At 63.0% G+C, this 14723-nt stretch carries 8 protein-coding genes; 7 read left to right on the plus strand and 1 reads right to left on the minus strand.

The features are described 5' to 3' along the window. The first annotated feature begins 32 nt into the window (after positions 1 to 32). The 3 genes from rpoC to AC5ZFO_RS09235 all read left to right on the plus strand — a co-directional run bounded on the left by rpoC (position 33) and on the right by AC5ZFO_RS09235 (position 8651). Positions 33 to 4229: a DNA-directed RNA polymerase subunit beta' gene (rpoC, locus tag AC5ZFO_RS09225; RefSeq protein WP_282521069.1), complete on the plus strand. Its 4197-nt coding sequence runs from the start codon at positions 33 to 35 to the stop codon at positions 4227 to 4229. A gap of 192 nt (positions 4230 to 4421) precedes the next feature. Further along, the gene (locus AC5ZFO_RS09230; protein ID WP_282521068.1) at positions 4422 to 6485 is read left to right on the plus strand and encodes an FAD-dependent oxidoreductase; all 2064 of its coding nucleotides are present in this window, start codon (positions 4422 to 4424) and stop codon (positions 6483 to 6485) included. A gap of 132 nt (positions 6486 to 6617) precedes the next feature. Next, entirely contained in the window at positions 6618 to 8651 is a 2034-nt protein-coding gene (locus tag AC5ZFO_RS09235; protein ID WP_282521067.1) for an ABC transporter ATP-binding protein, read from the plus strand. Here AC5ZFO_RS09235 and AC5ZFO_RS09240 read toward each other — a convergent pair. Continuing rightward, entirely contained in the window at positions 8564 to 9817 is a 1254-nt protein-coding gene (locus AC5ZFO_RS09240; protein WP_496122001.1) for an FAD-dependent oxidoreductase, read from the minus strand. The two genes, AC5ZFO_RS09235 and AC5ZFO_RS09240, sit on opposite strands and share 88 nt — an antisense overlap. Before the next feature lie 698 nt (positions 9818 to 10515). On the opposite strand from AC5ZFO_RS09240, the gene rpsL reads away from it, so the two are divergent. Genes rpsL through tuf form a run of 4 tightly spaced genes read left to right on the plus strand, consistent with a single transcriptional unit; the run spans position 10516 to position 14707 of the window. Further along, on the plus strand, positions 10516 to 10887 hold the full coding sequence (rpsL, locus tag AC5ZFO_RS09245; protein ID WP_007603006.1) for a 30S ribosomal protein S12: 372 nt from the start codon (positions 10516 to 10518) through the stop codon (positions 10885 to 10887). 15 nt (positions 10888 to 10902) lie between these two features. Continuing rightward, positions 10903 to 11373 (plus strand): 30S ribosomal protein S7, encoded by a 471-nt coding sequence (gene rpsG / locus AC5ZFO_RS09250; RefSeq protein WP_028152987.1) that lies wholly within the window; start codon positions 10903 to 10905, stop codon positions 11371 to 11373. A 30-nt stretch (positions 11374 to 11403) separates the two neighbouring features. Then, positions 11404 to 13476, plus strand: coding sequence for an elongation factor G (gene fusA / locus AC5ZFO_RS09255; RefSeq protein WP_282521065.1), 2073 nt, complete (start codon positions 11404 to 11406; stop codon positions 13474 to 13476). Between the two features lie 40 nt (positions 13477 to 13516). Then, the gene (gene tuf, locus AC5ZFO_RS09260) at positions 13517 to 14707 is read left to right on the plus strand and encodes an elongation factor Tu (protein WP_014494497.1); all 1191 of its coding nucleotides are present in this window, start codon (positions 13517 to 13519) and stop codon (positions 14705 to 14707) included. Positions 14708 to 14723 lie beyond the last annotated feature (16 nt).

Genomic DNA, 14723 nt, shown 5'->3' on the forward strand with positions numbered 1-14723 from the left:
GCCGTAGGCGACCGGCACGCGAGGAGAAGACGATGAACCAAGAAATTATGAATCTCTTCAACCCGACGACTCCGGCTCAGGTCTTCGACCAGATCCGGATTTCGATCGCGTCTCCTGAGAAGATTCTGTCCTGGTCCTACGGCGAGATCAAGAAGCCGGAGACCATCAACTACCGTACCTTCAAGCCCGAGCGCGACGGCCTGTTCTGCGCCCGCATCTTCGGGCCGATCAAGGACTACGAGTGCTTGTGCGGCAAGTACAAGCGCATGAAGTACAAGGGCATCATCTGCGAGAAGTGCTCGGTCGAGGTCACGCTGTCGCGCGTCCGGCGCGAGCGCATGGGCCATATCGAGCTCGCGGCCCCCGTCGCCCACATCTGGTTCCTGAAGTCGCTGCCCTCGCGCATCGGCCTTCTGCTGGACATGACGCTGAAGGATCTCGAGCGGATCCTCTACTTTGAATATTACGTCGTGCTCGAGCCGGGCCTCACCGCGCTCAAGGACCGTCAACTGCTGTCGGAAGACGAGTATCTGAAGGCGCAGGACGAGTACGGCCAGGATTCCTTCACCGCCATGATCGGCGCGGAAGCGATCCGCGAGCTGCTCAAGGGCATGGACCTCGAGAAGCTCGAAGCCACCTTGCGCCTCGAGATGCAGGAGACCGACTCCGACATCAAGCACAAGAAGCTCGCCAAGCGCCTGAAGATCGTGGAAGCGTTCCGCCACTCCGGCAACAAGCCGGAATGGATGATCATGACCGTGGTTCCGGTGATCCCGCCGGACCTGCGTCCGCTGGTGCCGCTGGACGGCGGCCGCTTCGCGACCTCGGACCTCAACGACCTCTACCGCCGCGTCATCAACCGCAACAACCGCTTGAAGCGGCTGATGGAGCTGCGCGCGCCGGACATCATCATCCGCAACGAGAAGCGCATGCTTCAGGAAGCGGTCGATGCGCTGTTCGACAACGGCCGCCGCGGCCGCGTCATCACGGGTGCCAACAAGCGCCCGCTGAAGTCGCTCGCCGACATGCTCAAGGGCAAGCAGGGCCGCTTCCGTCAGAACCTGCTCGGCAAGCGCGTCGACTATTCGGGCCGTTCGGTGATCGTGGTCGGTCCCGAGCTGCGCCTGCATCAGTGCGGCCTGCCGAAGAAGATGGCGCTCGAGCTGTTCAAGCCGTTCATCTACTCGCGGCTTGACGCCAAGGGCCTGTCCACCACCGTGAAGCAGGCGAAGAAGCTGGTCGAGAAGGAGCGGCCCGAGGTCTGGGACATCCTGGACGAGGTCATCCGCGAGCATCCGGTGCTGCTCAACCGCGCACCGACGCTGCATCGTCTCGGCATCCAGGCGTTCGAGCCCGTGCTGATCGAGGGCAAGGCGATCCAGCTGCATCCGCTGGTTTGCGCCGCGTTCAACGCCGACTTCGACGGCGACCAGATGGCCGTGCACGTTCCGCTGTCGCTCGAGGCGCAGCTGGAAGCGCGCGTGCTGATGATGTCGACCAACAACATCCTGCATCCGGCGAACGGCCAGCCGATCATCGTGCCGTCGCAGGACATCGTGCTCGGTCTCTACTACGTCTCGATCATGCGCGAAGGCCTGCCCGGCGAGGGCAAGATCTTCGGCGACATGGCCGAGCTCGAGCACGCACTGCACGCGAAGGTCATCCACCTCCACACCAAGATCAAGTATCGGTGGCAGGGCATGGACGAGACCGGCAAGGTCTCGACGCGCTGGATCGAGACCACCGCGGGTCGCGTCATGCTCGGCAATCTGCTGCCGAAGAACCCGCGGATTTCGTACGAGATCATCAACAAGCTGATGACCAAGCGCGAAATCTCGGGCGTGATCGACCAAGTCTACCGTCACTGCGGCCAGAAGGAGACTGTGATCTTCTGCGACCGCATCATGGCGCTCGGCTTCTACAACGCGTTCAAGGCCGGCATCTCGTTCGGCAAGGACGACATGGTCGTGCCGAACTCCAAGTGGAAGATCGTCGACACCACCCGTACCCTGGCGAAGGATTTCGAGCAGCAGTACAACGACGGTCTGATCACCCATGGCGAGAAGTACAACAAGGTCGTCGACGCCTGGTCGAAGGCCACGGAAGAAATCGCCAAGGCGATGATGAAGGAGATCTCCTCGACCAAGAAGACGGCGAGCGGGGCGGATGCCGACATCAACTCGATCTACATGATGGCTCACTCCGGTGCCCGTGGTTCGCCGGCCCAGATGCGCCAGCTCGCCGGCATGCGCGGCCTGATGGCCAAGCCGTCGGGTGAGATCATCGAGACGCCGATCATCTCGAACTTCAAGGAAGGCCTCTCGGTGCTCGAGTACTTCAACTCGACCCACGGCGCCCGTAAGGGCCTCGCGGACACCGCGTTGAAGACCGCGAACTCGGGCTACCTGACCCGTCGTCTCGTCGACGTGGCGCAGGACTGCATCATCACGCAGAATGACTGCGGCACCAAGCTCGGCATCAAGATGCGCGCCATCGTCGATGCCGGCACCGTGGTTGCCTCGCTCGGCTCGCGCATCCTGGGACGTACGGCCTGCGAAGACGTGCGTGACAGCTCGGGCAAGGTGATCATCAAGCGCGGTACGCTGATGGAAGAGAGCCATCTGGACGCCATCCACCAGGGTGGCGTGCAAGAGGTGAAGATCCGCTCGGCACTGACCTGCGAGCTCGTCAACGGCATCTGCGGCATGTGCTACGGCCGCGACCTCGCCCGCGGCACGCCTGTCAACCACGGTGAAGCCGTCGGCGTCATCGCGGCGCAGTCGATCGGCGAGCCCGGCACCCAGCTGACCATGCGCACCTTCCACATCGGTGGTGCGGCGCAGCTCAACGAGCAGTCGTTCGTCGAATCCAACTTCGACGGCAAGATCGTGATCCGGAACAAGGCCATCGCCCGCAACAGCGAAGGTCACCTGGTCGCGATGGTCCGCAACATGGTGATCGCGATCGTCGATGCCGACGGCACCGAGCGTGCAACGCACCGTATCCAGTACGGTTCGCGCCTGCATGTCGACGAGGGCGACACCGTCAAGCGCGGCCAGCGTATCGTCGAGTGGGATCCCTACACCCGTCCGCTGCTCACCGAAGTCGAAGGTACCATCGGCTTCGAGGATCTGGTCGAGGGGCAGTCGATCTCGGAAACGCTCGACGAGGCCACCGGTATTGCCAAGCGCGTGGTCATCGACTGGCGCTCGACCCGCGGCGGCGCGGACCTGCGTCCGGCCATCGTGGTCAAGGGCAAGGACGGCAAGGTGCTCAAGCTCGCCCGTGGCGGCGATGCCCGCTACATGCTGTCGGTCGATGCCATTCTCTCGGTCGACGTCGGAGCCAAGGTCAATACGGGCGACATCCTCGCCCGTGTCTCGACCGAAAGCGCCAAGACGCGTGACATCACCGGCGGTCTGCCGCGGGTGGCGGAACTGTTCGAGGCACGGCGTCCGAAGGATGCGGCGATCATCGCCGAAATCGCGGGCACCATCCGGTTCGGGCGCGACTACAAGAACAAGCGTCGCATCTCGATCGAGCCGATGGACAAGACCGACGAGGCACGCGAGTACCTGATCCCGAAGGGCAAGCACATCCACCTTCAGGACGGCGACGTCGTTGAAAAGGGCGACTTCATCGTGGAAGGCAACCCGGCGCCGCACGACATCCTGGCGGTCAAGGGCATCGAGGAGCTCGCGGCCTATCTGGTCAACGAGATCCAGGAGGTCTACCGGCTCCAGGGCGTGCTCATCAACGACAAGCACATCGAGGTGATTGTCCGTCAGATGCTCCAGAAGGTGGAAGTCACCGACCAGGGCGACACGGACATGATCTCCGGCGAGCAGGTCGACAAGATCGAGTTCGACGCGCTCAACGAGAAGGCGAAGGAAGAGGGCAAGAAGATCGCTACGGGAACGCCGGTTCTGCTCGGCATCACCAAGGCGAGCCTTCAGACCCGCTCCTTCTTCTCGGCGGCCTCGTTCCAGGAGACCACCCGCGTCCTCACGGAAGCGGCGGTCAACGGCAAGGTCGATCCGCTCGAAGGCCTCAAGGAGAACGTCATCGTCGGCCGACTGATTCCGGCGGGCACCGGCGCCTCCATGGCCAAGATCCGCGAAGTCGCGATGAAGCGCGACAAGCTGATCCTGGACGAGCGCGAGAAGCAGGCGGCCGTCGTGTCGCCGGCGCCGGAAGCGGAGCTTCCTGCGCTGCCGCCTGCGGAATAATCGCTCATCCGTAGGAATACCGAGGACAATGAAAAGGCCGGCGCAAGCCGGCCTTTTTGCTGCTTTGTTTGCCTGTTGCGGTGCAGGATCAACCTTTGTTCATCTTTCCTTCAGGCGCAAAAGCGCTTCTGCTAAGGGAAGTTAGACCGGTGGTCCCGTGACGGGGGCAGGGCCGGAGACCACGGAACGCATATGCTTGATCTCGCAATCGTAGGCGGCGGCCCCGGCGGGCTGATGAGCGCCTGGTACCTGAAGCGTAAGCTCGGCGACCTCTGCCGCATCACCATCTACGAGGCCTCCGACCGGCTCGGCGGCAAGATCGTCACGCGCAAATTCGATTCCGCGCCGGCGATGTACGAGGCCGGCGTTGCCGAGATCTACGACTACTCGATGACCGGTCCCGATCCGCTGCGCGAGCTGATCCAGCATTTCGGACTTCAGACCATTCCGATGGACGCCGAGCAGGTGCAGTTCGGCGGCGAGCTCCTCAACGACGTCGCAGGCATGCGCCGCAAATACGGCGCCAAGACCGCGGCGGCGATCGAGGCGTTCCGCAAGCGCTGCGCCGAGGCGATGACGCCGATCGAATATTACGAGGGCGTCGGCGCGCACGACAACGAGAATCCCTGGGCCTACAAGACCGCCGAGCAGGTGCTCGACGAGGAGGTCGAGGACGAAACCGCAAAGCGTTTCTTCAAGGTGATGGCGCGCTCCGACATCGCGACCGAAAGCCACAACACCAACGGGCTCAACGCGCTCAAGAACTATCTGATGGATGTCGACGGCTATATCGGCCTCTACTCCATCCAGAACGGCAACGAGCAGCTGATCGAGTGCCTGCAGTCGGAGGTCAACGCCGACATCCAGCTCAATCACCGCGTGCTCACCGTCGGCAAGGCGCCGACCGGCCGCTACCAGCTCAAGATGATGAACGGCAAGGGGCCGGAGACGCGCGACTTCGACCTCGTGCTGGTCTGCCTGCCGCATTCGTGGCTCGCGACCATGGGCTGGGAAGGCGAGCAGCTCCGCAAGTCGATGGTCAAGCACGTCTCGTATTTCGATCGTCCCGCGCACTATCTGCGCGTCTCGATCCTGTTCGACGCGCCGTTCTGGGGCGAGAAGATTTCCGGCGCCTGGTTCATGTCGGAAGCCTTCGGCGGCTGCTGCGTCTACAACGAGGGCGCGCGCCACGACGTCGGCAAGCACGGCGTGCTGAACTGGCTGATTCCCGGCTCCGACGCGCTGGCCTTCGCCAATCTGTCGGATCAGGAGCTGATCGACGCTGCACTGAAATCGCTGCCCGCCTCGCTCGGCGATGCGCGTTCGCATTTCGTGGAAGGCAAGATCCACCGCTGGCTGTCGTCGGTGAACGCCATCCCCGGCGGCCTGCCCGTGCGCGATGTCATGACCAATCACCGGCCGGAGCCGAAGGAGCATCCCGGCATCGTGGTGGTCGGCGATTATCTGTTCGACTCCACGCTGAACGGTCTGCTCGACTCCTCGGACGCGGCGACCGACATCATCCTGACCGAGATGATGCGCCTGCGCCGCGAGCGCGCACAGGAGGAGGGCGAGCCGGTCTCGGACAAGATCGACCGCGACTATTTCGAGAATTATCGCGGCCTCGGTCCCTACAGCGAAGCCTGGCGCCACTTCACCGATCCCGATTATCTCACCAAGCTGATCGGCATCGTCTGGGGCAAGGCCAAGGGCGCCAAGCTGCTGGTCGCGGGCTCGGCCAGCGGCGAACTGGTGGGTGCGCTACGCGATCGCGGCATCGACGCCTTCGGCGTCGAGAACAACCGCGCCATCCACGCCAGGACGCCGAAGGCGCTGAAGAAGTACAACAAGCTCGGCTCGATCACCGACATGCCGTTCAAGGACGGCGCCTTCGACTTCGTGTTCGAGACCAGCCTCTGCCATGTTTCCCCGAAGCAGGTGGTCCGCGCGATCCGCGAACTGAACCGCGTGGTCAAGACCGGCCTCGTGTTCGGCTCGATCACCTCGGACATGGCTTCGGTGGTGATCGACCGCTACGACCTGCTGCGCGGCGTCAAGAAGCTCGGCACCTGGTGGGAATGGTCCGAGCTGTTCTTCGGTAACGGCTTCGACCTGTCGATGCATCGCAAGGACTGCACCGATGCGCTCTGGGAGGCGACGCTTTCCGCCAACAAGGGCCCGGGCCAGTGGTACGCCGACGCCGATAGCCTGCGTTATTCCTTCTTCGACAAGGTCGAGGACGAGGACGACGACTAGAGACAGGATCGGACCGGCCTAGCCAATTGCTTTGCCGAATTCGTCATGATCGCATAGAATCGGTGCGATAGCGGTTGCCGCTATTTCCTGCTTTCTCCGCGGTCATGCCGGCCGTCAGCATCGGTTGGTTTCATGGCGTCCAAGCCCCTCCCGCCCGACAAACAGAAACTCGCCACGGAAGAGGCGGCCGAGCTCGACGACAAGCTTGTCCCCGTCAAGCCGGACCTCGAAGACGACGAGGACGACGAAGACGAGGAGGATGACGAGCTGGAGCTCGACGACGACGATGAGGACGAGGAGCTCGTCGTCTTTACCGCGCGCGAGGCCGCTGGCGCGCTCGCGACCATCCTGGGTTTCGTCAAGCCGTTCCTGTCCAACTACAAGCGGATGCTGTCATTCGTGGCGTTCGGCGTCTGCGTCGAGACGCTGTTCAACGTCATCATGCCGCTCAGCCTGAAGTACCTGATCGACGACGCGCTCGGCGAGGAGGATTTCCAGGCGCTCTACAAGATCCTCGGCGTGCTCGCGGTCGCCGGCATCTTCACCTCGATCGTGGCGGTCTGGTACGAGCGCTGGGACGCCAGGCTGGCTGCCTGCATCATCTCCGACGTCCGCAAGCGCCTGTTCGAGCATGTCCAGGACCTGCCGGCGGCCTATTTCGGCCGCACCAAGCGCGGCGAGATCCTGTCGCGCTTTTCCGTCGACCTTTCGGCTTTCGAGGGCTCGGTCAAGACCTTCGCCAACAGTGCGGCGTTGCCGTTCCTGGAATTGATCGCCGGCATCATCCTGATGGTGTTCCTGAACTGGCAGCTCGCCGCGGTGGCGCTGCTGGTGTTCCCGATCACGCTGATCGGGCCGCGCATCCTCACCCCCAAGGCGGTGCAGGCCAATTACGAGCAGAAGCAGAACGAGAGCGCGCTGCTCGGCATGGTGCAGGAGAACGTGGCCGCGCAGGCCGTGATCAAGGCGTTCAGCCTGCAGCGCAAGATGTTCGGCTTCTTCACCTTCCGCAACGACGAGACTCGCCGCAAGATCGCTTCGGCTGCGTTCCTGTCGACCATGGTGGAGCGGACGGTCACCATTTCGGTGCTGCTGCTGCACCTCGTCGTGCTCGCGATCGGCGCGTATCTGGCGACCAAGGGCCAGATCACCATCGGTACCTTCGTCACCTTCGAGAGCGCGTTCTGGGAGGTCTCCTACAACATCGCCCACGTGATGCACTTCATCCCGGTGTCGATCTCTTCGGCCGCCGCGATCCGCCACATGCAGGAGCTGCTGGACGAGCCGACGCGCGGCGCCGATCGTCCGGGCGCGCCCGATCTGCCGCGCATCACCAACGACATCACCTTCGACCACGTGACGTTCCAGTACGGAGGCAGCCAGACGCCGGTGCTGGACAATCTCAGCCTCAAGCTCAACGCCGGCAAGCGCATCGCCATCGTCGGCCCCTCGGGCTCCGGCAAGAGCACGCTGCTCAATTTGATCCTGCGGCTGTACGTGCCCAACGAGGGGCGCGTCGCCATCGACGGCGTCGACGTCCGCAAGGTGACGCTCGATTCGCTGCGCCGGAGCATGGCGGTGGTGTTCCAGGAGAACATGCTGTTCAACATGTCGATTCGCGAGAACATCCGGCTCGGCAAGGAAGGCGCGACCGACGAGGAGGTGGAGGACGCCGCCAAGAAGGCCGAGATCCACCGCTACATCATGAGCCTGCCACAGCGCTACGACACGCCGGTCGGCGAGCGCGGCGATACGCTGTCGGGCGGTCAGCGCCAGCGCATCGCGATCGCGCGCGCGGTCATCCGCAACCCTTCCGTGCTGCTGCTGGACGAAGCCACCTCGGCGCTCGACCAGACCACCGAGGCCGCGATCAACCGTACGCTGCTGAAGCTCGCGAAGGGGCGCACCATGATCTGGTCGACTCATCGCCTGACTTCCGTGGTCGAGATGGACGAGATCATCGTGATCTCAGGGGGCAGGGCGATCGAGCGCGGCTCGCATGCCGAACTGCTCGCCAAGAACGGCACCTATCGCAAGCTGTGGAACGACCAGATCCACCAGCCGCATGGCGCCGTGGCTCAGGCCGATGACGACAGCGAAGATGACGACGAGGATGAAGACGACCTCGACGAGGATGATGAGGACGAAGATGACGAGGAGGCGTGACCGAGGAAGTTCGGCTCCAGATGGACGGCTCCTCCGAGCGGGCGCAGCAGCCCCTGAACCGACCAGGCGATAAAGCGCGCCCAGCGCTGCGCAGCCCAATAGGGGCTCATGCTGATTGAAACCTCGCGGAAGTCGAACGCCTTCGCCGCCGACCATTCGTCGCAATCGCGCTTGACCGGATCGGCGTAGAAGGTGGCGATCTTGTCCGCATCCATCCCGTCGGAGGCGAGCCATCGCGGGATATGTATGCTGCAGAGCCGCTCGACGTCGGTGAAGACCTTGTCGCAGCCGGTGCCGGCGGCGGGGCAGGAGGTCGCGAACGCATCGCCCACCAGCACGAGGCCGGGCTGGCCGCTTGCGTCGTTCACATAGAGGTCGACCGGACGGATCTTGATCTCGCCGGCGATGTCGAAGGCGCCGGTGATGCGCTTGAGCCGGGGTAGGGCAGCGTTCAGCGTCTCGGCTGGCGCGCGGCGCAGCTCGCGCAGCCATGGGTCGTCGAAGCCGCGATAGACGAACAGATTGGCGCGCATCCGCGGACCGGTCGGAAACAGCGTGATGTAGGGGATTCGGTCGCTCGGCCGTTCCGAGAAATAGGTCAGCGCCGGGAAGTCGAACGAATTCCGTCCCGCCGGCACTACGTCGAACCCGATCGAGATCGAATGGCAGGCGCTGATGACTTTTCGTGCGATGCCGAGCTGGTGGCGCAGGCCGACGTTCAAGCCGTTGGCGAGCACGACCAGCCGGGCCGAGATCGTCTCCTCATTGGAGAGCGTGATCTTTTGTCGCTCCGGGCTCGTCGAGAGCGAGACCGCCTTGGCACAGATGCGCTCGACGCCGGCAGGAATCTCGTCGCGGACGGCGTTGACGAGGGAATCGTAGAGGATGTTGAACTGCCGACTCGGCGCCTTGTCGAGCAAACGGCCGAATCGGGCGACCCAGTTTTCGCCGGCAAAGGTCGCTCGGCGCAGTAACGATTCTCCGATTCCGGTCTTCAGGAATCGCTCGACTTGGACGTGGCCACTCAGTTTTTCGACTCGAAAGTCCGCCGGATAGCTCCCATGCGGGTCGATCAATACCGTCGAAATGCCGGCGCGGCCGAGCATTGCGGCGGCGGTCGAGCCGGACAATCCCCCGCCGATAATGGCAATGTCGGTGTACCGCATGGTGCAAATCTCTGCCGCAGGCGGCAGATTGACGCATCAACAGGAAAAAAAGCCTTAGCAAGGGTTATAAAAGTACATTTTGCCCGGATATAAATTGGTTTTGGGCTGGCGGAACAGACGTCTGGTCCCCATATCCGGCAGGCGCGGTGAATGCGGGCAAACAGCGATTTCGTCAGGTGGCAGAAGCGTTTTCTGACTGTCGTTTCACCTTGACTTGGCCGACTCTCACTTATAGAAAGCGCCTCACTTAACGACAGGCGGTGAGCATCGCCAGCGTCGGAACGGGCCACCCGTTGATCCCCAGGGATTAGATCTCCAGGGATCGGATCCTCAGGGATCGCTAAGACGGGCACCAACCTCGACGAATGCCGCTCAAACGCTGTCGATCATAGCTAGGCAATGCCAGTGCGATTCTAGGTCTCTTGAGCTCGTTCTCTTGAGATCGAATTCGGATGCATGACCTCAGTGTGCGGGCCGCAGCTTTATGCTGATTGGCCCGAAACTGTGGTCCTCTGTGGCGTCGTAACGCTTTCCGCTCGGTGATGGAGCGGTTGGCGCGATTTCGCTTTGTGCGGTTTGTTCCGTGCGAGGCGACCTCGTCGGGCGGGTGGCCCGAAAAGAATTGCGGTTCCGGCAACGGGCCGCGCCAAGACAGCGGACCCGGAAGGGACCGCGGCAGAACAAAGGGTAAGGCCAGGATGCCGACGATCAACCAGCTGATCGCTCAACCGCGTGAAGTGCAGAAGTCGCGCAAGAAGGTGCCGGCGCTGCAGCAGTCGCCGCAGAAGCGTGGTGTTTGCACCCGCGTCTACACCACGACCCCGAAGAAGCCGAACTCGGCGCTTCGTAAGGTCGCCAAGGTGCGCCTGACCAACGGCTTCGAGGTGATCGGCTACATCCCCGGCGAAGGTCATAACCTCCAGGAGCACTCGGTGGTCATGATCCGCGGCGGCCGCGTCAAGGACTTGCCCGGCGTGCGCTACCACATCCTTCGCGGCGTTCTGGATACCCAGGGCGTCAAGAACCGTAAGCAGCGCCGTTCGAAGTACGGCGCGAAGCGTCCGAAGTAAGCGGGAACCAGCTCAATGTCTCGTCGCCACTCAGCGGAAAAGCGCGAAGTTCTCCCGGATCCGAAGTTCGGGAACATCATCGTGACGAAGTTCATGAACTCGGTGATGTACGCCGGCAAGAAGTCGGTTGCAGAAGGCATCGTCTACGGTGCGTTCGGTATCATCGAAGCCAAGACCAAGCAGAGCCCCCTCGGCGTGTTCGAGCAGGCACTCGAGAACGTCATGCCGACGATCGAAGTGCGCTCCCGCCGCGTCGGCGGCGCGACCTACCAGGTTCCGGTCGAGGTTCGTTCGACCCGCCGTCAGGCTCTGGGTATCCGTTGGCTGATTTCGGCAGCGCGCGAGCGCAACGAGAAGACGATGACCGAGCGGCTCTCGGCTGAGCTGCTCGACGCCTCGAACAACCGCGGCAACGCCGTCAAGAAGCGCGAAGATGTGCACCGGATGGCGGAAGCCAACCGCGCCTTCTCGCACTATCGCTGGTAACGGCGAAACACGGAATCTAAGGAACAGCCCATGCCTCGCGTTCATGCCATAGAGAACTACCGCAATTTCGGTATCATGGCGCATATCGATGCCGGCAAGACCACGACCACCGAGCGCATCCTTTATTACACCGGCAAGAGCCACAAGATCGGCGAAGTGCACGAAGGTGCCGCGACGATGGACTGGATGGAGCAGGAGCAGGAGCGTGGCATCACGATCACCTCGGCTGCCACCACCGCGTTCTGGGCCGGCAAGCGCCTGAACATCATCGACACCCCCGGCCACGTCGACTTCACCATCGAAGTCGAGCGTTCGCTGCGCGTGCTCGACGGCGCCGTCTGCGTGCTCGACTCGAACCAGGGCGTCGAGCCCCAGACCGAGACCGTCTGGCGCCAGGGCGACAAGTACAAGGTTCCGCGCATCGTCTTCGCCAACAAGATGGACAAGACCGGTGCCGACTTCTTCAAGTGCCTGGCCGACATCGTTGACCGCCTCGGCGCCAAGCCGATCGCGATCCAGCTTCCGATTGGTGCCGAGAACAACTTCAAGGGTCTCGTCGACCTCGTGAAGATGCAGGGCATCATCTGGAACGATGAATCGCTCGGCGCGAAGTTCGACTATGTCGACATCCCGGAAGATATGGTCGAGCAGGCCAAGGAATACCGCGAGAAGATGGTGGAAGCCGCCGTCGAGCTCGACGACGACGCATTGGCTGCCTTCCTCGACGGCAAGGAGCCGGACGAAGAGACGCTGAAGCGGTTGATCCGCAAGGCAGTGCTGACCGGCGCGTTCTATCCCGTGCTGTGCGGCTCGGCCTTCAAGAACAAGGGTGTGCAGCCGCTGCTCGACGCCGTCGTCGACTATCTGCCGTCGCCGATCGACGTGCCCGCGATCAAGGGCACCGATGACCGCGGCAACGAGGTCGTGCGCAAGGCGGACGACAAGGAGCCGCTCGCGCTGCTCGCGTTCAAGATCATGGACGACCCGTTCGTCGGCACCATCACCTTCTGCCGCATCTACTCCGGCGTCCTGCAGAGCGGCACCGGCGTCGTGAACTCGACGCGCGAGAAGAAGGAGCGCATCGGGCGCATGCTGCTGATGCATGCGAACAACCGCGAGGACATCAAGGAAGCCTATGCCGGCGACATCGTCGCGCTGGCTGGCCTGAAGGAAGCGCGCACCGGTGACACGCTGTGCGATCCCGACAAGCAGGTGATCCTGGAGAAGATGGAATTCCCCGAGCCGGTCATCGAGATCGCGATCGAGCCGAAGTCCAAGGCCGACCAGGAAAAGCTGGGTGTGGCGCTGGCGAAGCTCGCCGCGGAGGATCCGTCCTTCCGCGTGTCGACCGACCAGGAGTCCGGCCAGACCATCCTCAAGGGCATGGGCGAACTCCATCTCGACATCAAGGTCGACATCCTCAAGCGTACCTACAAGGTCGACGCCAACATCGGCGCGCCGCAGGTTGCGTTCCGTGAGCGCGTCACCAAGAAGGCCGAGGTCAAGTACACCCACAAGAAGCAGACCGGCGGTACCGGTCAGTTCGCGGAAGTGTCGATCGTGGTCGAGCCGAACGAGCCCGGCAAGGGCTACGAGTTCGAGTCCAAGATCGTCGGCGGTGCGGTTCCGAAGGAATACATCCCCGGCGTCGAAAAGGGCCTCAACAGCGTGATGAGCTCTGGTGTCGTCGCGGGCTTTCCCGTGGTCGACGTCAAGGTTCAGCTCGTCGACGGCAAGTACCACGACGTCGACTCGTCGGCGCTCGCCTTCGAAATCGCATCGCGCGCGGCATTCCGTGAAGCGCTGCAGAAGGGCAAGTCCGTCCTGCTCGAGCCGATCATGAAGGTCGAAGTGGTGACCCCGGAAGACTACACCGGCTCGGTCATCGGCGACCTGAATTCCCGGCGCGGTCAGATCCAGGGTCAGGACATGCGCGGCAACGCCAACGTCATCAACGCGATGGTGCCGCTCATGAACATGTTCGGGTACGTGAACAACCTGCGCTCGATGAGCCAGGGTCGCGCGACCTTCACCATGCAGTTCGACCACTACGCAGAAGCGCCGGCCAACGTGTCGGCAGAAGTCCAGAAGAAGTTTGCCTGATTGTCGTCGGTCCAGAGCTGACGATTGAACGGAGAGTCAAATGGCCAAAGCAAAGTTTGAACGTAACAAGCCGCACTGCAACATCGGCACCATCGGTCACGTCGACCATGGCAAGACGTCGCTGACCGCGGCGATCACCAAGATCCTCGCCGAGACCGGCGGTGCGACGTTCACCGCGTACGACCAGATCGACAAGGCGCCGGAAGAGAAGGCGCGCGGCATCACCATCTCGACCGCGCACGTCGAGTATGAGACGCAGAACCGCCACTACGCCCACGTCGACTGCCCCGGCCACGCCGACTACGTGAAGAACATGATCACCGGCGCCGCCCAGATGGACGGTGCGATCCTGGTCGTGTCGGCCGCTGACGGCCCGATGCCGCAGACCCGCGAGCACATCCTGCTCGCCCGCCAGGTCGGCGTGCCCGCGCTCGTCGTGTTCCTCAACAAGTGCGACATGGTCGACGATCCGGAGCTCCTCGAGCTCGTCGAGCTCGAAGTCCGCGAGCTGCTCTCGAAGTACGACTTCCCGGGCGACAAGATCCCGATCATCAAGGGTTCGGCGCTCGCCGCTCTCGAAGATTCGGACAAGAAGCTCGGCCACGAGGCCATTCTCGAGCTGATGAAGAACGTCGACTCCTACATCCCGCAGCCGGAGCGTCCGGTCGACCAGCCGTTCCTGATGCCGGTTGAAGACGTGTTCTCGATCTCGGGCCGCGGCACCGTCGTGACCGGCCGTGTCGAGCGCGGCATCGTCAAGGTCGGCGAGGAAATCGAGATCGTCGGTCTGCGCGCCACGCAGAAGACCACGGTCACGGGCGTCGAAATGTTCCGCAAGCTGCTCGATCAGGGCCAGGCCGGCGACAACATCGGCGCGCTGCTCCGCGGCACCAAGCGCGAGGACGTCGAGCGCGGCCAGGTGCTGTGCAAGCCGGGTTCGGTCAAGCCGCACACCAAGTTCAAGGCTGAGGCCTACATCCTCACCAAGGAAGAGGGCGGCCGCCACACCCCGTTCTTCACCAACTACCGTCCGCAGTTCTACTTCCGCACCACCGACGTGACCGGTGTCGTGCACCTGCCGGAAGGCACCGAGATGGTGATGCCGGGCGACAACATCGCGATGGAAGTGCACCTGATCGTGCCGATCGCGATGGAAGAGAAGCTGCGCTTCGCGATCCGCGAAGGCGGCCGCACCGTCGGCGCCGGCGTCGTCGCCTCGATCATCGAGTAACAAGCGAATAGGGAAT

Source organism: Bradyrhizobium sp. Unk1, assembly GCF_059512345.1.

What these genes read in the sequence shown, in the direction of transcription:
- rpoC (WP_282521069.1), top strand. Translation starts at nt 33, where the DNA reads ATGAACCAAGAAATTATGAATCTCTTCAACCCGACGACTCCGGCTCAG.
- AC5ZFO_RS09230 (WP_282521068.1), top strand. Translation starts at nt 4,422, where the DNA reads ATGCTTGATCTCGCAATCGTAGGCGGCGGCCCCGGCGGGCTGATGAGC.
- AC5ZFO_RS09235 (WP_282521067.1), top strand. Translation starts at nt 6,618, where the DNA reads ATGGCGTCCAAGCCCCTCCCGCCCGACAAACAGAAACTCGCCACGGAA.
- AC5ZFO_RS09240 (WP_496122001.1), bottom strand. Translation starts at nt 9,817, where the DNA reads ATGCGGTACACCGACATTGCCATTATCGGCGGGGGATTGTCCGGCTCG.
- rpsL (WP_007603006.1), top strand. Translation starts at nt 10,516, where the DNA reads ATGCCGACGATCAACCAGCTGATCGCTCAACCGCGTGAAGTGCAGAAG.
- rpsG (WP_028152987.1), top strand. Translation starts at nt 10,903, where the DNA reads ATGTCTCGTCGCCACTCAGCGGAAAAGCGCGAAGTTCTCCCGGATCCG.
- fusA (WP_282521065.1), top strand. Translation starts at nt 11,404, where the DNA reads ATGCCTCGCGTTCATGCCATAGAGAACTACCGCAATTTCGGTATCATG.
- tuf (WP_014494497.1), top strand. Translation starts at nt 13,517, where the DNA reads ATGGCCAAAGCAAAGTTTGAACGTAACAAGCCGCACTGCAACATCGGC.